The sequence below is a fragment of the Franconibacter pulveris genome, assembly GCF_056780215.1.
Genome location: NZ_CM165555.1, coordinates 209,893 through 229,104 on the forward strand (window position 1 = coordinate 209,893; position 19,212 = coordinate 229,104).

The 19,212-nt window shown below is 57.2% G+C and carries 17 protein-coding genes and 4 tRNA genes; 16 read left to right on the forward strand and 5 right to left on the reverse strand.

What is annotated here, in order from left to right:
• The first annotated feature begins 4 nt into the window (after window positions 1-4).
• From rffA to ACU4F7_RS01115, 10 genes are all read left to right on the forward strand, one after another.
• Complete coding sequence (rffA, locus tag ACU4F7_RS01070) at window positions 5-1,135, forward strand: dTDP-4-amino-4,6-dideoxygalactose transaminase (RefSeq protein WP_029590776.1); 1,131 nt, start codon at window positions 5-7, stop codon at window positions 1,133-1,135.
• A gap of 1 nt (window position 1,136) precedes the next feature.
• Complete coding sequence (wzxE, locus tag ACU4F7_RS01075) at window positions 1,137-2,387, forward strand: lipid III flippase WzxE (protein WP_029590775.1); 1,251 nt, start codon at window positions 1,137-1,139, stop codon at window positions 2,385-2,387.
• A complete protein-coding gene (locus ACU4F7_RS01080) occupies window positions 2,384-3,460 on the forward strand; it encodes a TDP-N-acetylfucosamine:lipid II N-acetylfucosaminyltransferase (protein ID WP_029590774.1) in 1,077 nt (358 codons plus the stop codon). Before wzxE ends, ACU4F7_RS01080 begins: the two co-directional genes overlap by 4 nt.
• On the forward strand, window positions 3,457-4,809 hold the full coding sequence (wzyE, locus tag ACU4F7_RS01085; protein ID WP_481637871.1) for an ECA oligosaccharide polymerase: 1,353 nt from the start codon (window positions 3,457-3,459) through the stop codon (window positions 4,807-4,809). Before ACU4F7_RS01080 ends, wzyE begins: the two co-directional genes overlap by 4 nt.
• Window positions 4,810-4,828: 19 nt before the next feature.
• Window positions 4,829-5,569: a lipopolysaccharide N-acetylmannosaminouronosyltransferase gene (wecG, locus tag ACU4F7_RS01090; protein ID WP_481637872.1), complete on the forward strand. Its 741-nt coding sequence runs from the start codon at window positions 4,829-4,831 to the stop codon at window positions 5,567-5,569.
• Between the two features lie 243 nt (window positions 5,570-5,812).
• Window positions 5,813-7,198 carry a bifunctional threonine/serine APC transporter ThrP gene (gene thrP / locus ACU4F7_RS01095; protein ID WP_481637873.1) on the forward strand — a complete coding sequence of 462 codons (1,386 nt, stop codon included), beginning with the start codon at window positions 5,813-5,815 and terminating at the stop codon, window positions 7,196-7,198.
• Window positions 7,199-7,300: 102 nt separating this feature from the next.
• A tRNA-Arg gene (locus ACU4F7_RS01100) sits at window positions 7,301-7,377 on the forward strand.
• Between the two features lie 55 nt (window positions 7,378-7,432).
• Window positions 7,433-7,508 (forward strand) — tRNA-His (locus ACU4F7_RS01105).
• A 14-nt stretch (window positions 7,509-7,522) separates the two neighbouring features.
• Window positions 7,523-7,609: transfer RNA gene (locus tag ACU4F7_RS01110), tRNA-Leu, on the forward strand.
• A 37-nt stretch (window positions 7,610-7,646) separates the two neighbouring features.
• Window positions 7,647-7,723 (forward strand) — tRNA-Pro (locus ACU4F7_RS01115).
• 587 nt (window positions 7,724-8,310) lie between these two features.
• Here ACU4F7_RS01115 and hemY read toward each other — a convergent pair.
• From hemY to hemC, 4 genes are read right to left on the reverse strand one after another with little or no spacing between them, the layout of a single operon-like run.
• Window positions 8,311-9,507: a protoheme IX biogenesis protein HemY gene (hemY, locus tag ACU4F7_RS01120; protein ID WP_029590769.1), complete on the reverse strand. Its 1,197-nt coding sequence runs from the start codon at window positions 9,505-9,507 to the stop codon at window positions 8,311-8,313.
• The gene (gene hemX, locus ACU4F7_RS01125) at window positions 9,507-10,685 is read right to left on the reverse strand and encodes a uroporphyrinogen-III C-methyltransferase (protein WP_029590768.1); all 1,179 of its coding nucleotides are present in this window, start codon (window positions 10,683-10,685) and stop codon (window positions 9,507-9,509) included. Before hemX ends, hemY begins: the two co-directional genes overlap by 1 nt.
• Before the next feature lie 21 nt (window positions 10,686-10,706).
• The gene (gene hemD / locus ACU4F7_RS01130) at window positions 10,707-11,447 is read right to left on the reverse strand and encodes a uroporphyrinogen-III synthase (RefSeq protein WP_029590767.1); all 741 of its coding nucleotides are present in this window, start codon (window positions 11,445-11,447) and stop codon (window positions 10,707-10,709) included.
• The gene (gene hemC, locus ACU4F7_RS01135) at window positions 11,444-12,385 is read right to left on the reverse strand and encodes a hydroxymethylbilane synthase (protein ID WP_024559840.1); all 942 of its coding nucleotides are present in this window, start codon (window positions 12,383-12,385) and stop codon (window positions 11,444-11,446) included. Before hemC ends, hemD begins: the two co-directional genes overlap by 4 nt.
• Before the next feature lie 286 nt (window positions 12,386-12,671).
• Between hemC and cyaA the strand changes: the two genes are divergently transcribed.
• Window positions 12,672-15,221 (forward strand): class I adenylate cyclase, encoded by a 2,550-nt coding sequence (cyaA, locus tag ACU4F7_RS01140; protein WP_029590766.1) that lies wholly within the window; start codon window positions 12,672-12,674, stop codon window positions 15,219-15,221.
• Here the strand turns inward: cyaA and cyaY are convergent, their stop codons facing one another.
• Entirely contained in the window at window positions 15,222-15,542 is a 321-nt protein-coding gene (cyaY, locus tag ACU4F7_RS01145; protein WP_481637874.1) for an iron donor protein CyaY, read from the reverse strand.
• A gap of 185 nt (window positions 15,543-15,727) precedes the next feature.
• Between cyaY and lptM the strand changes: the two genes are divergently transcribed.
• The 5 genes from lptM to yigB are packed head-to-tail and all read left to right on the forward strand — an operon-like array spanning window position 15,728 to window position 19,109.
• On the forward strand, window positions 15,728-15,928 hold the full coding sequence (gene lptM, locus ACU4F7_RS01150) for an LPS translocon maturation chaperone LptM (protein WP_024558957.1): 201 nt from the start codon (window positions 15,728-15,730) through the stop codon (window positions 15,926-15,928).
• Window positions 15,929-15,965: 37 nt separating this feature from the next.
• Window positions 15,966-16,790, forward strand: coding sequence for a diaminopimelate epimerase (dapF, locus tag ACU4F7_RS01155; RefSeq protein WP_029590764.1), 825 nt, complete (start codon window positions 15,966-15,968; stop codon window positions 16,788-16,790).
• The gene (locus tag ACU4F7_RS01160) at window positions 16,787-17,491 is read left to right on the forward strand and encodes a DUF484 domain-containing protein (RefSeq protein ID WP_024559836.1); all 705 of its coding nucleotides are present in this window, start codon (window positions 16,787-16,789) and stop codon (window positions 17,489-17,491) included. The genes dapF and ACU4F7_RS01160 overlap by 4 nt, the downstream gene beginning before the upstream one ends.
• The gene (xerC, locus tag ACU4F7_RS01165) at window positions 17,488-18,393 is read left to right on the forward strand and encodes a tyrosine recombinase XerC (protein WP_029590759.1); all 906 of its coding nucleotides are present in this window, start codon (window positions 17,488-17,490) and stop codon (window positions 18,391-18,393) included. Before ACU4F7_RS01160 ends, xerC begins: the two co-directional genes overlap by 4 nt.
• A complete protein-coding gene (yigB, locus tag ACU4F7_RS01170; RefSeq protein ID WP_029590757.1) occupies window positions 18,393-19,109 on the forward strand; it encodes a 5-amino-6-(5-phospho-D-ribitylamino)uracil phosphatase YigB in 717 nt (238 codons plus the stop codon). Before xerC ends, yigB begins: the two co-directional genes overlap by 1 nt.
• Window positions 19,110-19,212 lie beyond the last annotated feature (103 nt).

Below are 19,212 nucleotides of genomic sequence, written 5' to 3' on the forward strand. Positions count from 1 at the left end.
AAAAATGATCCCATTTAATGCTCCGCCAGTGGTGGGTACGGAAATTGATTACATGCAGTCGGCGATGGGCAGCGGCAAGCTATGCGGCGATGGCGGCTTTACCCGTCGCTGCCAGCAGTGGCTGGAACAGCGCTTCGGCAGCAAAAAGGTGCTGTTGACGCCTTCCTGCACCGCCTCGCTGGAAATGGCCGCTATTTTGCTCGACATTCAGCCGGGCGATGAAGTGATCATGCCAAGCTACACCTTCGTTTCCACCGCCAACGCTTTTGTACTGCGTGGCGCGACCATAGTGTTTGTGGATATCCGTCCGGATACGATGAATATCGACGAGAGCCTGATTGAAGCGGCTATCACGGAAAAAACCCGGGCCATCGTGCCGGTGCATTACGCGGGGGTGGCGTGTGAAATGGACGCTATCATGGCTATCGCCAGGAAGCATAACCTGTATGTGGTGGAAGACGCCGCGCAGGGGGTGATGTCCACTTATAAAGGACGCGCGCTGGGGACCATCGGTCACGTCGGTTGCTTCAGCTTCCATGAGACGAAAAACTACACTGCAGGCGGCGAGGGCGGAGCGACGCTTATCAACGACCCGGCGTTAGTGGAGCGTGCGGAAGTCATCCGCGAGAAAGGCACCAACCGCAGCCAGTTCTTCCGTGGTCAGGTGGATAAATATACCTGGCGCGATATCGGCTCCAGCTATTTGATGTCCGACCTGCAGGCGGCTTATCTGTGGGCGCAGCTCGAAGCGGCGGACCGCATTAACCAGCAGCGTCTGACGCTGTGGCAAACCTATCATGATGCGCTGGCTCCGCTGGCGAGAGCCGGGCGTATTGAGCTGCCTTCGGTGCCGCAGGAGTGCAGCCATAACGCGCATATGTTTTATATTAAGCTGCGCGATATCGAAGACCGCAGCCAGCTTATCGCTTACCTGAAAGAAGCGGAGATCCTGGCGGTATTCCATTACATCCCTCTGCATAACAGCCCTGCAGGGGAGAAGTTTGGCTACTTCCAGGGTGAAGATCGTTATACCACGCAGGAAAGCGAACGCCTGGTTCGCCTGCCGCTTTTCTACAACCTGTCGCCTGTGAACCAGCGCACGGTTATCTCCTCTCTCCTGAGCTACTTCGGCTGAAATGTCTTTGGCTAAAGCTTCGGTGTGGACCGCCGCGTCCACACTGGTAAAAATCGGCGCAGGTTTACTGGTGGTGAAATTGCTGGCGGTGGCTTTTGGCCCGGCGGGCGTTGGCCAGGCGGGTAACTTCCGCCAGCTGGTAACGGTGCTGGGCGTGTTGGCTGGCGCCGGGATTTTTAATGGCGTCACTAAACTGGTCGCCCAGCATCGCGATGAACCTGCGGAACTACAAAAAGTCACTCGCACCGCCGCGGCGATGGTGCTCGGTTTTTCCACCTTGCTTGCGGTGCTCTTTTTAGCAGGCGCCCGGCCCATCAGCGTCGGCCTGTTCGGCCATGATAACTACCAGAACGTGGTGCGGCTGGTGGCGCTCGTCCAGATGGGGATCGCCTGGGCGAACCTGAGTCTGGCGATTATTAAGGGCTTCCGTGACGCTGCTGGCAATGCGCTATCGCTGATCGTCGGCAGCCTTATCGGCGTTATCGCCTATTACGCCAGCTTCCGTTTCGGCGGCTATGAAGGCGCGCTGCTTGGCCTGGCGCTGGTGCCTGCGCTGGTGGTCATCCCCGCCGCATTCATGCTCAAGCGGCGCAGCCACCTGCCAGCGGGCTATCTGAAACCCGGCTGGGATAGCGGGCTGGCGGCGCATCTGGGGAAATTTACCCTGATGGCGCTTATCACCTCTGTGACGCTGCCGGTCGCCTACGTGATGATGCGCAACCTGCTGGCGTCCCATTACGGCTGGGAAGCAGTAGGGATCTGGCAAGGGGTAAGCAGTATTTCCGATGCCTATCTGCAGTTCATCACCGCTTCCTTTAGCGTGTATCTGCTGCCGACGCTGTCGCGCCTGACGGCAAAAGAAGAGATTACCCGCGAAATCGTGCGATCGCTGAAATTCGTGTTGCCTGCGGTGGCGGCCGCGAGTCTTGCCGTCTGGTTGCTGCGGGATGTGGCGATCTGGCTGCTTTTTTCGCCGAAATTTACCGCCATGCGCGACCTGTTCGCCTGGCAACTGGTAGGTGACGTGTTGAAAGTGGGCGCTTACGTATTTGGCTATCTGGTCATCGCGAAAGCGTCGCTGCGTTTTTATATTTTGACGGAGATTAGCCAGTTTGCTTTATTAACCGGCTTTTCACACTGGCTTATCCCGGCGCACGGCGCAGCGGGTGCGGCTCAGGCCTATATGGCTACCTATATTGTCTATTTCGCCCTCTGTTGTGGCGTATTTTTACTGTGGCGCAGGCAGGCATGACAGCATTGATGCATATTCTGGGGTCCGATATTCCCCATCATAACCAGACGGTACTGCGATTTTTCAATGATGAGCTGGCGCCAGCGCATCCGCAGGCGCGTGACTTTATGGTCGTCTCCTCCGATGCGCAGTTGGCGCAGGCTTTTCCTTCACTCAGGGTCCGTCTGTTTCCCACTAAAAAAGCGCTGGCGAAAGCGGTCGTCGCCATGGCCCGCGCCGACCGGCAGCAACGATTCTTTTTTCACGGGCAATTTAATGCCGCGCTTTGGATGGCGTTGCTTACCGGCGGGCTGAAGCCTTCACAGGTCAGCTGGCATATCTGGGGCGCCGATCTCTATGAAGTCTCCCGCAGCCTGAAGTTTCGCCTTTTTTATCGGTTGCGCCGGCTGGCGCAGGGGCGCGTCGGACGGGTGTTCGCCACGCGCGGCGATTTAAGCTGGTTTCAGCAGCGTCATCCGAATGTAGCGGGCGAGCTGCTTTATTTCCCGACGCGCATGGACCCGGCTCTTAACGGTATCGCTCCGCCGGTTCGTGCCGGCAAACTCACGGTGCTGGTCGGTAACTCAGGCGATCGCAGTAATGAACATGCCGCAGCGTTAAAAGCGGTGCATCAGCAGTTTGGCGATACCGTGCGCGTTATTGTCCCGATGGGATACCCGGCAAACAACGAGGCGTATATCGATGAAATAAGCCAGGCGGGCAGGGCGCTGTTTAGCGCTGAAAACTTGCAGGTGTTGCGCGATAAGATGGCGTTCGACGATTACCTCGCGCTGCTGCGTCAATGCGACCTGGGCTATTTTATTTTTGCCCGCCAGCAGGGTATCGGTACGCTCTGCTTGCTGATCCAGGCAGGCGTTCCCTGCGTGCTCAGCCGGGATAACCCCTTCTGGCAGGATATGGTGGAACAGGATCTGCCAGTGCTCTTCACGGGTGATATGCTTAATGAAGCGGTGGTGCGTGAAGCTCAGCGTCAGTTACAGGCGGTAGATAAATCCCGTATCGCCTTTTTTAAACCTAACTATCTCGCGGGCTGGCATCAGGCGCTGCGTATCGCTTCAGGAGAAGTGGCATGAGCGTGTTGCAATTCAGCGGTCTGTTTATCGTCTGGCTCCTCGCCACGCTGTTTATTGGGACGTTGACCTGGTTTGAATTCCGTCGCGTGCGGTTTAACTTCAACGTTTTCTTTTCACTGCTTTTTCTGCTGACCTTTTTCTTCGGCTTCCCGTTGACCAGTTTGCTGGTGTTTCGCTTTAACGTGGCGGTGGTGCCGCCGGAAATCTTGCTGCAGGCGCTGCTGGCGGCGGGATGCTTTTACGGGGTCTACTACGTTACCTATAAAACCCGGCTGCGCCCACGAGGCCAGACGCCCACAGGCCCCGGCCTCTTTACCATGAACCGGGTGGAAACCCATTTGATGTGGGTGATCCTGATGGCGGTGGCGTTGGTCAGCGTGGGCATTTTCTTCCTGCACAACGGTTTTCTGCTGTTTCGTTTACAGTCCTACAGCCAGATTTTCTCCAGCGAAGTGTCGGGCGTGGCGCTTAAGCGCTTCTTCTATTTCTTCATTCCGGCCATGCTGGTGGTCTATTTCCTGCGCCAGGATAGCCGCGCGTGGCTCTTTTTCCTCGTCAGCACCGTCGCCTTTGGCCTGTTGACTTATATGATCGTGGGCGGAACGCGCGCCAATATCATTATCGCTTTCGCCATTTTTCTCTTCATCGGCATTATCCGGGGCTGGATTTCGCTCTGGATGCTGGCGGCGGCGGGCGTGTTTGGCATAGTCGGCATGTTCTGGCTGGCGCTAAAGCGCTATGGCCTGAACGTCAGCGGCGACGAGGCGTTTTACACCTTCCTCTATCTGACTCGCGACACGTTCTCGCCGTGGGAAAACTTCGCGCTGTTGCTGCAAAACTATAGCCATATCGACTTTCAGGGCCTTGCCCCAATCGTGCGGGACTTCTATGTCTTTATTCCTTCCTGGCTTTGGCCGGATCGTCCGCATATTGTCCTGAACACGGCTAATTACTTTACCTGGGAAGTGCTCAACAACCATTCGGGCCTGGCCATTTCGCCCACGTTAATCGGTTCGCTGGTCGTTATGGGCGGCGTTTGGTTTATTCCGCTTGGCGCCGTAGCCGTCGGGCTTATCATCAAATGGTTTGACTGGCTTTACGAGCGCGGCAATCGCGAGGCGAACCGCTACAAGGCGGCCGTCATCCATAGCTTTTGCTTCGGCGCCATCTTCAACATGATAGTACTGGCGCGCGAAGGATTAGACGCGTTCGCTTCTCGTGTGGTGTTCTTCCTGGTGGTCTTCTCCGCCTGTTTGTTAATGGCAAAGCTGCTTTACTGGCTGCTTGAGAGCGCCGGGCTGGTTCATGGCCGACTGCGTCGTTCCGCAGGGCCGCTTTCGCCAACCTGAGCGTTAACTAAGGAATGTTATGACGGAAAAGAGTTCTGCTCCCATTTATACCCTGCGCGGTTTGCCCCTGCTGGGGTGGCGCGATATGCAGCACGCCCTCGACTATCTCTATGCTGACGGCGCGCTGAAAAAGGGGACGCTGGTGGCGATTAACGCGGAGAAAATGCTGGCGCTGGAGGCGGATGCGGAAGTACGCAACCTTATTGAGTCGGCGGAATTTAAATATGCCGATGGCATCAGCGTGGTGCGCTCGGTGCGTAAGAAATATCCCGACGCGCAGGTTTCTCGTGTGGCCGGGGCTGACCTCTGGGAAGCGTTAATGGCGCGCGCCGGCGAGGCGGGGACGCCGGTTTTCTTAGTCGGCGGCAGGCCTGAAGTGCTGGCGCAGACTGAAACAAAGCTGCGCCAGCTCTGGAAGGTGAACATTGTCGGCAGCCAGGATGGCTATTTTACGCCAGAGACCCGCCAGGCGCTGTTTGAGCGCATCCGCGACAGCGGCGCGCAGATTGTTACTGTCGCCATGGGCTCGCCGCGCCAGGAGATTTTTATGCGCGACTGCCGGGTTGTGCATCCGGACGCCCTTTATATGGGGGTAGGCGGCACCTATGATGTTTTCACAGGCCACGTAAAGCGCGCCCCGAAAGGCTGGCAGAACCTGGGCTTGGAGTGGCTTTATCGCCTGCTTTCCCAGCCAAGCCGTCTTAAACGCCAGCTTCGGCTGCTGCGCTACCTTAGCTGGCACTACACCGGTCGTCTTTAATATTTGCGCAGCGCGCCAGACGCGCGCTGCGTTTTCCTCGCAATCCGCTGCTTTATTATCCAGAATCCGCATTTTTCTGAAGCATCGTTTGCCATTTCCTGAAAATTGTTAAAACATGCGCCCGCACGTGGCGTTCATGATTCGTTATCGGTTTGATGAATCTGTCGCCAGCGGCGGCAACGGAGATGGCTACATCACAATAACCGGTCAACCCGGAACGGATGCAAACACAACTGAGGATTTATGGCAGAGAAAAAAGCGGAGCTACAGCGTGGGCTGGAAGCTCGACATATTGAACTTATCGCGCTTGGCGGCACGATTGGGGTAGGCCTGTTTATGGGCGCGGCAAGCACCCTGAAATGGGCGGGCCCGTCAGTGCTGCTGGCCTATATCATCGCCGGGCTGTTTGTCTTTTTCATCATGCGCTCGATGGGTGAGATGTTATTCCTTGAGCCGGTGGCGGGGTCATTCGCAGTTTACGCGCACCGCTACATGAGCCCTTTCTTTGGCTACCTCACCGCCTGGTCTTACTGGTTTATGTGGATGGCGGTGGGAATATCGGAAATCACCGCCATCGGCGTGTATGTTCAGTACTGGTTCCCTGAACTGCCGCAGTGGCTGCCCGCCTTGCTGGCCGTGGGGCTGGTCGCGCTGGCGAACCTTGCCGCCGTTCGGCTGTATGGTGAAATCGAGTTCTGGTTTGCGATGATCAAAGTCACCACCATTATCGTGATGATTGTCGTCGGCCTGGGGGTGATTTTCTTCGGCTTTGGCAATGGCGGCCACGCGACTGGCTTCTCTAACCTCACGGCGCATGGCGGCTTCTTTGCCGGCGGCTGGAAAGGTTTCCTGACCGCGCTGTGTATCGTCGTGGCTTCTTACCAGGGCGTTGAGCTTATCGGTATTACCGCAGGCGAGGCGAAAAACCCGCAGGTTACGCTGCGCAGCGCGGTAGGCAAAGTGCTCTGGCGCATTTTGATTTTCTACGTAGGCGCGATTTTCGTTATCGTGACGATTTTCCCCTGGGATGAAATCGGCAGCAACGGCAGTCCCTTCGTGCTGACTTTTGCGAAGATCGGCATTACCGCGGCGGCGGGCATTATCAATTTTGTGGTGCTGACGGCGGCGCTTTCCGGCTGCAATAGCGGTATGTACAGCTGCGGACGCATGCTTTACGCGCTGGCGAAAAACCGTCAACTGCCGCAGGGGATGGCGAAAGTATCGAAAAGCGGCGTGCCGGTGGCAGGCGTGACGCTGTCTATCGTTATTCTGTTGATCGGCTCCTGCCTGAACTACATCATTCCTAACCCGCAGCGGGTATTCGTGTACGTCTATAGCGCCAGCGTGCTGCCGGGTATGGTGCCGTGGTTCGTTATTCTTATTAGCCAGTTGCGTTTTCGCCACGTGCACCGCCAGGCTATCGCTTCGCATCCGTTCCGCTCCGTGCTTTTCCCGTGGGCGAACTACTTAACGATGGCGTTCCTGGCATGCGTTCTTATCGGCATGGGTTTTAACGAAGATACGCGTATGTCGTTGTTTGTCGGAATGGTCTTTTTGGCGTTAGTTTCGCTGGTATATAAGGTATTCGGACTCAACAGACACGTGTCAGGACCAAAAGCGGACATATAAGCAGCATGATGCGCAAAGCATAACCAAACGCGCATTTTCTTAAAAAAAGCACTAGACAGCAGGGCGCGAAGACCGTAGTATCCCCACCCGCAACGGCGCTACGCGCCCGTAGCTCAGCTGGATAGAGCGCTGCCCTCCGGAGGCAGAGGTCTCAGGTTCGAATCCTGTCGGGCGCGCCATTTAATAAGGCGCTTGAGCGACGCGAGTAGAACAGGCAGTAAAAGATTTACAGTGGTGGCTATAGCTCAGTTGGTAGAGCCCTGGATTGTGATTCCAGTTGTCGTGGGTTCGAGTCCCATTAGCCACCCCATTATTTTGTGGCATGCGAAGGTGGCGGAATTGGTAGACGCGCTAGCTTCAGGTGTTAGTGTCCTTACGGACGTGGGGGTTCAAGTCCCCCCCCTCGCACCACTCCTTAATTGAACTAAAAATTCAAAAAGCAGTACCTCGGCGAGTAGCGCAGCTTGGTAGCGCAACTGGTTTGGGACCAGTGGGTCGGAGGTTCGAATCCTCTCTCGCCGACCAATTTTGAACCCCGCTTCGGCGGGGTTTTTTGTTTTCTCTTTTCCCTGTAATACCCCTTACTCTCTCTACAACTGTCATTCTACTGTCACAGGCTGACGACACCTGCGGCGAGCCTTGTCGCCACAAAGCGACACTCAACTCTATGTTTTGCTTATTATTTGTTTTGTATTGATTTTACCTGTCGTTAAAAAGAGACGGTGTAAGCCGCTAAAGGTGCCAGGCGCGCGACAATACAGGTGTCTGGGATGTTATTTTAACTCGTTGATATAAAAAGAATAATCGATATCTTCTCAGCGTTTATTAAGAACTGGCACGGCTTGTGCTATATTAACTGCGTAGATGCTCATTCCATCCCTTATGTTTGCCGCTGGCTTCATAAACCCAGGAATGACGCAGAGCCATTACGGTGCTTATCGTCCACAGACAGATGTCGCTCAGGCCTCATCAAACATCCTGGACACAACGTTGAGTGAAGCACCACAATTTGTTGTCAAACAGACCTGTTTTAACACCTGCCCCTGGGCAGGTGTTTTTTTATGGGCGGAAGAAAGGCGGCGGGCGAACGGCTGTTCACCCGCAGGGGAAGGTTATGACGGCGGGTTGTTCTGCAGCGTCAGCAGCAGTCCGTCGCGGCGCATGGCGGCGGCTTCTTCCGGTTTATGCAACCTGTCCAGCACATCAGCAAGCCAGGCGTAGTCAAACGCGTCCGGGCGCTGCTTCAGCGCAGCGCGGAAAGCAAGGCTCGCCTCCTGCCACTCGCCGTGCTGCATTAGCAACTGGCCGAGCGTGCTCCACAGCAGCGGGCGGTCGCCATGCGTTTTAATCTGCTGGCGCAGCACTTTTTCCAGCTGTTCCGGATTGCCCGCCTTCAGGCGCGGCATCAGCATGACAAGGCGTTCATCATACTGGCGTTTCAGCCCATCCAGGATTATCTCTTGCGCAGTCTGATGGTCGTCACACTCAATTAAATGTTCCGCCATCGCTACCTGTAATCCGGGCTGTTGACGCGTTTTGCGGCTCTGGTTGCGCCACCACTGTTTCAGCCCCTCGCTGCCCTGCTCGGCGCGCGCCTTGTCCATGAGCCCCATCCAGGCCTGTTGAGACAGCGCCTCGCGATGCGCTTCATCACCCACCTGCGCTTTTTGCATGGAAGGAATGATATCCAGCAGGGAAGCCCATGCTCCGGTGCGAATGTAGGCCTGTTCAGCCAGGCGCAGCACCTCCGGATGTCGCGGCGTGATCTCCAGCAGTTGATCGATGCCATGACGGGCGGCGTGGTTTTCGTTGCGCGCCAGCTGGATACGCACGCGGGTGATCTCCACCGGCACCTGATCGTTATCGGCAAGCTCGGCGGCGCGCTCCAGATGCTGATTGGCTCGCGCTTCATCCCCGCGCTGCTGCGCGGCCTCGGCGGCCAGCAGGTAGTTCACCACCGGCTGCTCGGCGTGATCGGCATTTTTTGCCATCAGCTTTTCAACCTGCTGATAGTCGCCTTCCGCCAGCTTCAGCAACGCCTGTTTGGTCTGTTTACGGGCACGACTGCGCTTGCGACCCAGAAACCAGCCGCGTGTCCGGGCGCCGGTGCGAAAAAGGCGGCGCAGCAGCCATTCAACGGCAAACAGCACCAGCAGAGAGAGAACAAGGATAATCACAAGCCCCGTGACGCTGGTTTCAATATTCCAGTTGTCCGTCTGGATCAGCACATAGCCCTGATGACCCGCGATAATGGGGCCAAGCACAATGCCTGCCATTAACAGCAGAAAGAGCAACAACACTTTAAGCATTATTGTTCTCCCTGAGTGGCGGCAGGCGCGGCGGCTTGCGGCGCTGGCTGCGCGGCGCCGGCGTCAGCGGCAGGCTGCGCCAGTAAATTACGTACGCGAGTCTGCATCAACTTTTCCAGAATCGGCTGGCTTTGCAACGATTCCGGCGCCTCCATGGTGATGTTTTGCTGGCTCAGGTTATCCAGCGTATCGAGGAACGCTTTAGTGCCCGCATCTTCAGTATCGTAGTAAGCGCGCACCCAGGTGGAAACGTTATCCAGCGACTGCTTGTATGTCTCTTCCTGGTGGCGCGGCACCGCCTGCGAGGCGATCAGCAGACGCGAACGAATGTTTTCGCGCAGGTAGATGTCCTGATTGGGCGCCAGCAGCGGCACGGCGGTATCATCGCGGCGGCGAATAGTAATAAAGCTGTCCATGAAGTTCTGCCAGCTTTTTACCAGGTTTTGCCGCCACTCGCTGAGCGAGCTGGAAAGCTCGGTGCCGTCGCTGTCCATCGGCGCGTCGTTGTCGTCATTATCCGCCAGGCGCAGGTTATCCACCTGATTAGAGAGCTGGTTCAGTTTGAGGATAATGCCGTCGTAATCGACCTGAGTTATCGCGGAAAGGCTGGCAATATCGGTGGTGATAGCGCGACGAGCGTTGATAAGGCTGGGATCGTTCATGTCCGCAAGGCTTGCATCCGCGCTTTTCAACAGCGCAGCCGCCGTGGTGACGTCCTGATCGCTCCAGAGCTTACGCCCCGCCAGTTTCACCAGAAAATCCGCTTGCGCCAGCAGCCAGGTTTGCGCTTCGGTGCCAGAAATGGTCGCCACCTTTTGCTGCACCTCATCCAGCTGGCGCGCCATCGCCGCCTGCTGGTTCTTCGCCTCTTCCAGCGCGCCTGCCTGCTGCTTGATGATATTTTGCAGCTCGGCGTTCTGCGTCTGCTGCTGGTTTTGCAGCGAAGCGAGTTGCGTAGCAAGGGTATCGGTGCTGGCGCTTTGCGCCGAGGCCTGATGTTTGCCCCATGCCCACATACCCGCGCCTGCCGCCAGCGCAATAGCGATAGCAATAGCGCTCAGGGCGAGAGCGGCTTTGCCGGTACGATCCTTCTTCTCTGCGTTTTCCGGTCGTGGCGTGGTCTCCACGGCCTCCCTGGTCTCTTCAACCACGTCGGAGGAATGTTGTTGTTCCGTCATTATGGCTTCCCGTTATGAGAGTTATTGCAACATGCGCAGCAGCGCATCGTTGTCGGCATTGTCGGCGACCAGAATATCCTGCCAGCCATGTTCCCGGGCGAGGGTCGCCAGACGCTCGCTGACGACGAGAAGTCGACAGCGCAGCAACCAGTTCGTGCGATACCATTCCGGGATAAGAGCATAGAGCTGATCGAGCATGTCGCCGCTGGTCACCACCAGGGTGTCTATACCACGCGATTGCCAGCGCCAGGCTTCCTCTGTCCCGTCATAGATTTTCATACAACGTTGATAGCATTCACAAAACGTGACGTTCGCGCCCCGGGCTGTTAGCGTTTCGGCCAGCAGCTCGCGCCCGCCATTGCCGCGCAGGATCAACGCCTGCTTGCCAGCAACGTTTTGTAATTCAGGTAATTGTAGCAAGACTTCACTGACTTCCCGATCGTGCGGATAGCTTACGTGCAAGCCGCTGGTTTGATGCAGCGCTAATGCCGTGGTTCTGCCGATGGCGAAAGCGTTGAGGGTCTGCGGCCAGGCTTTGCCGATGCGCCTCAGTTCCGCGCCAGCGTAATGAGCCGCATGCTGCGAAACAGCAAAGAGCAGGTCGTCAGGGGTGAGAGCGTCGAGTAGAGCCGGGAGGCGAGCAAGCTCGCGCCCCGGGGTAAATTCAATCAGCGGGAAACTCCAGGCCTCTCGCCCGAGCGCGCGCAGGCGGCTCACTAATGCTTCCCCGGCAGGGGACGGGCGGGTGACCAGAATCTTCATGCCGGCCCTTCTCCTTTATACACCTCGGCAAGAATGGCCCTCGCGCCGTTATTCAGCAGCTCTTCAGCCAGCGATACGCCTAAATCCGCCGCCTCTTCCGGCTTGCCGCGCCGTTCGCCGCGGACCATCTGCGAGCCGTCCGGCGCGCCAACCAGCGCCCGTAACCACAGTTCGCCATTCACCAGTTCCGCATAGCTGCCGATAGGCACCTGACAGCCGCCTTCCAGTCGGGTATTCATGGCGCGTTCCGCGCGAACGCGAATGGCCGTTTCGTCATGATTGAGCGGGGCGAGCAGTTCGCGGGTGCGGGTGTCGTCCAGGCGGCATTCAATACCGACGGCGCCCTGGCCGACGGCCGGCAGCGAAATTTCCGGCGGCAGCGAGCTGGTGATGCGCTCGTCAAGCTGAAGACGTTTAAGCCCCGCGACGGCCAGAATAATCGCGTCATAATCGCCGTTATCTAATTTGCTTAACCGCGTGCCGACGTTGCCGCGAAGGGAGCGGATGACCAGGTCCGGGCGGCGCTCGGCAATCTGACACTGGCGGCGCAGGCTGGAGGTGCCCACCACGCTGCCCGCAGGCATCTCATCCAGACTTTTATAGCGGTTGGAAACAAACGCGTCGCGCGGATCTTCGCGCTCGCAAATGGTGGTGAGGCCCAGCCCCTCAGGAAATTCGACCGGCACATCTTTCATCGAGTGAACGGCGATATCGGCGCGTTTTTCCAGCAGCGCCATTTCAAGTTCTTTAACGAACAGCCCTTTGCCGCCCACCTTAGCCAGCGGCGTGTCGAGGATAACGTCGCCGCGCGTCACCATCGGCACCAGCTCCACTTCAAGGCCGGGGTGGCACGCCTCAAGGCGCTGTTTCACGTACTGTGCCTGCCAGAGCGCAAGCGGACTCTGACGAGTGGCAATTCTTAATACTTTGTCTACCATGCTTGTTACCGTAAATATCGTCCGCTGAGCATCCTAACACTCTTAACAGAAGGCTGTCAGTCATAACGGGTCGGCGCCGCAGGCGGGAAGTGACTCGTATTATGGAACAGCAAGCGGGAGATCGGTGCTACAATTGTTAAGTAGCGCATCTTTCTTTACGGTCAATCTGCAAGGTGTTAGATTGATCACGTTTTGAACCGATTGTCAGTCCGCATCATCATAATCACAAGGGCGACAGCGGTAGCGGTGTTTTTTTCGAAATACTGAAACCATCAGGCGATACGTCTTGTACCTCTATATTGAGACTCTGAAACAGAGACTGGATGCCATCAATCAACTGCGTGTGGATCGCGCACTTGCTGCCATGGGGCCTGCGTTCCAACAGGTCTACAGTCTGCTGCCTACATTATTGCATTACCACCATCCGCTGATGCCGGGTTACCTTGACGGTAACGTTCCCCATGGCATCTGCTTCTTCACGCCTGATGAAACCCAACGCCACTATTTAGACGAGCTTGAACTGCGCCACGGCATGCCGCCGCAGGAGACGGCCAAGGGCGAGCTTCCCATTACCGGCGTCTATACGATGGGCAGCACCTCCTCGGTTGGCCAGAGCTGTTCATCGGATCTGGATATCTGGGTGTGCCATCAGGCCTGGCTGGATAACGAAGAGCGCCAGCTGTTGCAGCGCAAATGCAGCCTGCTTGAGAGCTGGGCGGCGTCGCTGGGCGTTGAGGTGAGCTTTTTCCTTATTGATGAGAATCGCTTTCGCCATAACGAAAGCGGCAGCCTCGGCGGCGAAGATTGCGGCTCCACGCAGCATATCCTGCTGCTGGATGAGTTTTATCGCACCGCCGTACGCCTCGCCGGCAAGCGCATTCTGTGGAACATGGTGCCTGGCGACGAAGAAGAGCATTACGACGATTACGTCATGCGTCTGTACGCGCAAGGGGTGCTGACGCCCAACGAATGGCTGGATCTCGGCGGCCTGAGCTCGCTGTCGGCGGAAGAGTATTTCGGCGCCAGCCTCTGGCAGCTCTACAAAAGTATCGATTCCCCCTATAAAGCAGTGCTGAAAACCCTGCTGCTGGAAGCTTATTCCTGGGAATACCCGCATACTCGCCTGCTGGCGAAAGACATCAAACAGCGTCTGCACGATGGCGAAATCGTCTCTTTCGGGCTCGATTCTTACTGCATGATGCTGGAGCGCGTAACCCATTACCTGACGCAAATCGAAGATACGGCGCGTCTGGATCTGGTGCGCCGTTGTTTTTATCTCAAAGTGTGTGAAAAGCTGAGCCGCGAGCGCGCCTGCGTCGGCTGGCGTCGTGAAGTGCTAAGCCAACTGGTGAAAGAGTGGGGCTGGGAAGATGACCGCCTTGCGATGCTGGATAACCGCGCTAACTGGAAAATCGATCAGGTGCGCGAGGCGCATAATGAACTGCTCGATGCGATGATGCAGAGCTACCGTAACCTGATTCGCTTCGCCCGCCGCAACAACCTGAGCGTCTCGGCAAGCCCGCAGGATATCGGCGTGCTGACGCGTAAGCTCTACGCGGCATTTGAAGCGCTGCCAGGCAAAGTGACGCTGGTAAACCCGCAGATTTCGCCAGACCTCAGCGAACCGAATTTAACCTTTATCCACGTGCCGCCCGGCCGCGCCAACCGCTCCGGCTGGTATCTCTATAACCGCGCGCCGCACATGGACACCATCATCAGCCATCAGCCGCTGGAATATAACCGCTATCTGAATAAGCTGGTGGCCTGGGCCTATTTCAACGGCCTGCTGACTTCCCGCACGCGCCTGTTTATTAAAGGCAACGGTATTTGCGATTTGCCGAAGCTGCAGGAGATGGTGGCGGATGTCTCGCACCACTTTCCGTTGCGCTTGCCAGCGCCGACACCGAAAGCGCTCTACAGCCCGTGCGAAATTCGTCATCTGGCGATTATCGTCAACCTGGAGTATGACCCGACGGCGGCGTTCCGCAACCAGGTGGTGCATTTCGACTTCCGCAAGCTGGATGTTTTCAGCTTCGGCGAACAGCAGCAGTGCCTGGTAGGCAGTGTCGATCTGCTTTATCGCAACTCGTGGAACGAAGTGCGCACGCTGCATTTCAACGGCGAACAGGCGATGATCGAAGCGCTGAAAACCATCCTTGGCAAAATGCACCAGGATGCCGCGCCGCCCGATAGCGTGGAAGTGTTCTGTTATAGCCAGCATCTGCGCGGTCTGATTCGCACCCGCGTGCAGCAGCTGGTTTCCGAGTGCATTGAGTTTCGCCTCTCCAGCACCCGTCTTGAGCCGGGGCGTTTCAAAGCGCTGCGCGTAGCCGGACAGACGTGGGGCCTGTTCTTCGAACGCCTTAACGTCTCGGTGCAGAAGCTGGAAAACGCCATTGAGTTTTATGGCGCGATTTCGCACAACAAGCTGCACGGCCTTTCCGTTCAGGTGGAAACCAACCATGTACAGCTGCCGCCGGTGGTGGATGGCTTTGCCAGCGAAGGGATTATTCAGTTCTTCTTTGAAGAGACCAACGACGAGCGCGGCTTTAACATCTACATTCTGGATGAGAGCAACCGGGCAGAGGTTTATCACCACTGCGAAGGGAGCAAAGAGGAGTTGGTGCGAGACGTTAGCCGTTTCTACTCGTCATCGCACGACCGCTTCACCTATGGCTCAAGCTTTATCAACTTCAACCTGCCGCAGTTCTATCAGATTGTGAAAGTGGATGGCCGCCAGCAGGTGATCCCGTTCCGCAACCAGGCCATCAGCGCCGCGCTTCCCGCCAATCAGGACGATGGCGCCGCGCCGATGATGCAGCAGTATCAATCCTGATTAGCGAAAGCTAACCGGCTCGCCCGCCTGCTGGCTGCAGGCGGTTTCCAGCAGGCTCCAGAACGCTTCGCCGCTGCGGTCGCAAACCCATTCATCCCCTTTATAGTCAAAATGGTAGCCGCCCTTTTTCGTCGCAAGCCACACCTGATGCAGCGGCTCCTGGCGGTTAATGATAATTTTGCTGCCGTTCTCAAATGACAAAGTCAGTACGCCACCGTTGATTTCACAATCGATATCGGTGTCGCCGTCATAGTCGTCGATACGCTCTTCAATGGTCTGCCACAGGCCATCGGCGAGGCGATGGAATTCGCTGTCGTTCATCTCTTATTCCTTTTGTCCGTCATGGCGGCAGTATAAAAGCTATCACTTTGAATAGAAACCGCGCCGCGCGGCCGTTTCTTTCCCGAGAAAGGTTTTCCATTACGCGGCGGCGTGCAAACTATTGCTTTTCAGGGTTCACCTGCGATGATAGAAAGCAGAATAAATGAACCACAGGCAATCAATAAATGAAGACGATGTTCCGTTCGCTGGCGCTGCTGTTAACGTTATTTAGCCTCTCAGGCTGCGGCCTTAAAGGCCCGCTTTACTTCCCGCCGCAGGACAATCAGGCGAAACCGGCTACCCCAGCGCAGCCGCAGACGCAGACGGTAACGCCGAACCGCAACGACCGTGGCGATAACGACGGCCCGACCCAGGTGATTTATTAGTAAACCGCGCCGCGTAACCGCGCAAACGGAGTAAAAAATGCAATTCTCTAAAATGCATGGCCTTGGTAACGACTTCATGGTCGTTGACGCGGTGACCCAAAACGTCTTTTTCTCACCTGAGCTGATCCGCCGTCTGGCGGACCGGCATCTGGGCGTCGGTTTCGATCAGTTGCTGATCGTCGAGCCGCCTTACGATCCGGATCTCGATTTTCACTACCGCATCTTTAATGCCGACGGCAGCGAAGTCTCGCAGTGCGGCAACGGCGCGCGCTGTTTTGCCCGCTTTGTTCGACTGAAAGGGCTGACCAACAAGCGGGACATCCGCGTCAGCACCGCCAATGGCCGCATGGTATTGAGCGTGGATGAAAACGACCTGGTGCGCGTTAACATGGGCGAGCCGGTATTCGATCCGGCGAAAGTGCCGTTTCGCGCCAACAAGGCAGAGAAAACCTATATCATGCGCGCCGCCGAGCAGACCATACTGTGCGGCGTAGTGTCGATGGGCAATCCACACTGCGTGATTCAGGTTGATGATGTGGCTACCGCGCCGGTGGAAACGCTGGGGCCGGTAATGGAGAGCCACGAGCGCTTTCCGGAGCGCGCCAACATCGGCTTTATGCAGGTACTGAATCAGGAACATATCCGGCTTCGCGTGTTCGAGCGCGGGGCGGGAGAAACCCAGGCCTGCGGCAGCGGCGCCTGCGGTGCGGTGGCGGTAGGGATCCAGCAGGGGCTGCTGGCCGAGCAGGTGCGCGTAGACCTGCCCGGCGGTCGCCTGGATATCGCCTGGAAAGGGCCGGGTCATCCGCTTTATATGACCGGGCCTGCAACTCATGTCTATGACGGGTTCATACATCTATGACTAATGCCGGGGAACAGCAGGCAAGCCTCGTGGAGCTGGATGACGAGGCGGTATGCGACTACCTGCTGAACAATCCTGACTTTTTTATCCGCAACGCCGCCACGGTTGAGCGAATGCGCGTGCCGCATCCGGTTCGTGGCACTGTCTCGCTGGTCGAATGGCATATGGCGCGCTCCCGCAACCATATCAGCATGCTGCAAGAGAATATGTCGCAGCTGATGACACAGGCGAGCGTCAATGAAGATCTTTTCAACAGCTTGCTGAAGCTGCAACGCAGACTGAGCGCGGCCGACAGCCTCCAGGATATGTTGACGCGCCTGCACAAGTGGGCGCGGGAAATGGGGCTTGCCGACGCCTGCGTGCGGCTCTTTCCGGACCGCTGGCGCATTGGCGCGCCTTCCGGTTTCACCCATCTCGCCCTGAGCCGCCAGGCTTTTGAGCCGGTGCGCATCCAGCGCCTGGGGCGCGACTATCATTACCTTGGGCAGTTGAATGGCCCGGAGCTGTTGGTGGTGTTGCCGCAGGCGCGAGCGGTCGGCTCGGTAGCGATGTCGCTGATGGGACGCGAAGACGATCTCGGCGTAGTGATTTTCAGCAGCCGGGATCCGCACCATTATCAGGAAGGGCAAGGCACGCAGCTGTTGGACGAGCTCTCGCTGATGCTGCCCGATTTGCTGGAGCGTTGGATTGAACGCGTATGATCGATTCCCCTTTGCAGGAGGCGGCAGACCGCTTTCTTCGCTATCTCAAGGTTGAACGCCAGCTCAGCCCGCATACGCTGCTGAACTATGGCCGCCAGCTTGCCGCGCTTATTCAGCTTGCCGGTGAAATGAAGCTGCAGAGCTGGCAGCAGTGCGACGCCGCCGCCGTGCGCTCCTTCGCCGTGCGCAGCCGCCGCGCCGGGCTGGAAGCGTCAAGCCTTGCTTTACGTCTCTCCGCGCTGCGCAGCTTTTTCGACTGGCTGGTCGGCCAGGGCGAGCTGCCCGCTAACCCGGCGAAAGGCATTTCTACCCCGAAAGCGCCGCGCCATCTGCCGAAAAATATTGATGTTGATGACGTTAACCGCTTGCTGGATATCGATATCAACGACCCGCTGGCGGTGCGCGATCGCGCCATGCTCGAGGTCATGTATGGTGCCGGGCTGCGTTTGTCGGAACTGGTGAATATCGACTGCAAACATCTCGACCTCGACAGCGGCGAGGTGTGGGTCACGGGCAAAGGGAGCAAAGAGCGTCGCCTGCCGATGGGGCGCAGCGCCGTGCAGTGGCTGGCGCACTGGCTTAACCTGCGTGAGCTGTTCGGCCCGGATGACGACGCGCTTTTTCTCTCAAAACTCGGCAAGCGTATTTCGGCGCGCAACGTTCAGAAACGCTTCGCCGAGTGGGGAATTCGCCAGGGGCTTAACAGCCATGTGCATCCCCATAAGCTGCGTCACTCGTTCGCAACCCACATGCTTGAATCAAGCGGCGACTTGCGTGCGGTGCAGGAGCTGCTTGGCCACGCGAACCTTTCCACCACGCAAATCTATACTCATCTTGATTTTCAACATCTGGCCTCGGTCTATGACGCCGCGCATCCGCGCGCCAAACGGGGGAAACCGTAATGCATTTTTATCGCCCTCTGGGCCCGATCGCCGCTCTGACGTTCGATCTTGACGATACGCTGTATGACAACCGCCCGGTAATCCGGCGCACTGAACAGGAAACGCTGGCGTTTATGCAGCGCTATCACCCCGGCCTGCGCGATTTTACCCTCGCCGATTTCCAGCGGGTGCGCACCGTCTTGCGTGAAAAAGACCCGGAAATTTATCACGATGTGACCGAGTGGCGCCGACGCGCCGTTGAGCAAGTGATGCTGGAGGCAGGGCTGTCGGCGCACGAAGCCGCTGAAGGCGCGCGGGAAGCGATGCTCAATTTCGCCGCCTGGCGCAGCCGCATCGACGTGCCGCAGGAAACGCACGATGCCTTGAAAAGGCTGGCGCAGAAATGGCCGCTGGTGGCTATCACCAATGGCAACGCCGAGCCGCATCTCTTTGGTCTTGGCGATTATTTCAAATTTGTGTTGCGCGCAGGTCCGCATGGTCGTTCCAAACCCTATAGCGACATGTATCACCTGGCGGCGCAAAAGCTTGGCGTTACGCCGCGTGAAATCCTGCACGTGGGGGATGACCTTACCACCGATATCGCCGGGGCGATTCGCTCAGGCGCGCAGGCGTGCTGGATAAACCTGCTGGATGGCGACCTGATGCAGATAGAAGACAGCCGTTTGCTACCGCATCTGGAGATTTCGCAGTTGGCATCCCTGACCTCGCTGATATAATCGTCACAACTCTGTATATAATTCCAGGTCTGTATCCCCTGAATCCTTACCTCAGTCGCTGTGCTGAGCGCGTCAAAGATTCAGGGCATACCCTGCTTATCCT

Bases quoted from the DNA above. Each gene is read 5' to 3' on its own strand.
- rffA (WP_029590776.1), top strand. From the start codon at position 5: ATGATCCCATTTAATGCTCCGCCAGTGGTGGGTACGGAAATTGATTAC.
- wzxE (WP_029590775.1), top strand. From the start codon at position 1,137: ATGTCTTTGGCTAAAGCTTCGGTGTGGACCGCCGCGTCCACACTGGTA.
- ACU4F7_RS01080 (WP_029590774.1), top strand. From the start codon at position 2,384: ATGACAGCATTGATGCATATTCTGGGGTCCGATATTCCCCATCATAAC.
- wzyE (WP_481637871.1), top strand. From the start codon at position 3,457: ATGAGCGTGTTGCAATTCAGCGGTCTGTTTATCGTCTGGCTCCTCGCC.
- wecG (WP_481637872.1), top strand. From the start codon at position 4,829: ATGACGGAAAAGAGTTCTGCTCCCATTTATACCCTGCGCGGTTTGCCC.
- thrP (WP_481637873.1), top strand. From the start codon at position 5,813: ATGGCAGAGAAAAAAGCGGAGCTACAGCGTGGGCTGGAAGCTCGACAT.
- hemY (WP_029590769.1), bottom strand. From the start codon at position 9,507: ATGCTTAAAGTGTTGTTGCTCTTTCTGCTGTTAATGGCAGGCATTGTG.
- hemX (WP_029590768.1), bottom strand. From the start codon at position 10,685: ATGACGGAACAACAACATTCCTCCGACGTGGTTGAAGAGACCAGGGAG.
- hemD (WP_029590767.1), bottom strand. From the start codon at position 11,447: ATGAAGATTCTGGTCACCCGCCCGTCCCCTGCCGGGGAAGCATTAGTG.
- hemC (WP_024559840.1), bottom strand. From the start codon at position 12,385: ATGGTAGACAAAGTATTAAGAATTGCCACTCGTCAGAGTCCGCTTGCG.
- cyaY (WP_481637874.1), bottom strand. From the start codon at position 15,542: ATGAACGACAGCGAATTCCATCGCCTCGCCGATGGCCTGTGGCAGACC.
- lptM (WP_024558957.1), top strand. From the start codon at position 15,728: ATGAAGACGATGTTCCGTTCGCTGGCGCTGCTGTTAACGTTATTTAGC.
- dapF (WP_029590764.1), top strand. From the start codon at position 15,966: ATGCAATTCTCTAAAATGCATGGCCTTGGTAACGACTTCATGGTCGTT.
- ACU4F7_RS01160 (WP_024559836.1), top strand. From the start codon at position 16,787: ATGACTAATGCCGGGGAACAGCAGGCAAGCCTCGTGGAGCTGGATGAC.
- xerC (WP_029590759.1), top strand. From the start codon at position 17,488: ATGATCGATTCCCCTTTGCAGGAGGCGGCAGACCGCTTTCTTCGCTAT.
- yigB (WP_029590757.1), top strand. From the start codon at position 18,393: ATGCATTTTTATCGCCCTCTGGGCCCGATCGCCGCTCTGACGTTCGAT.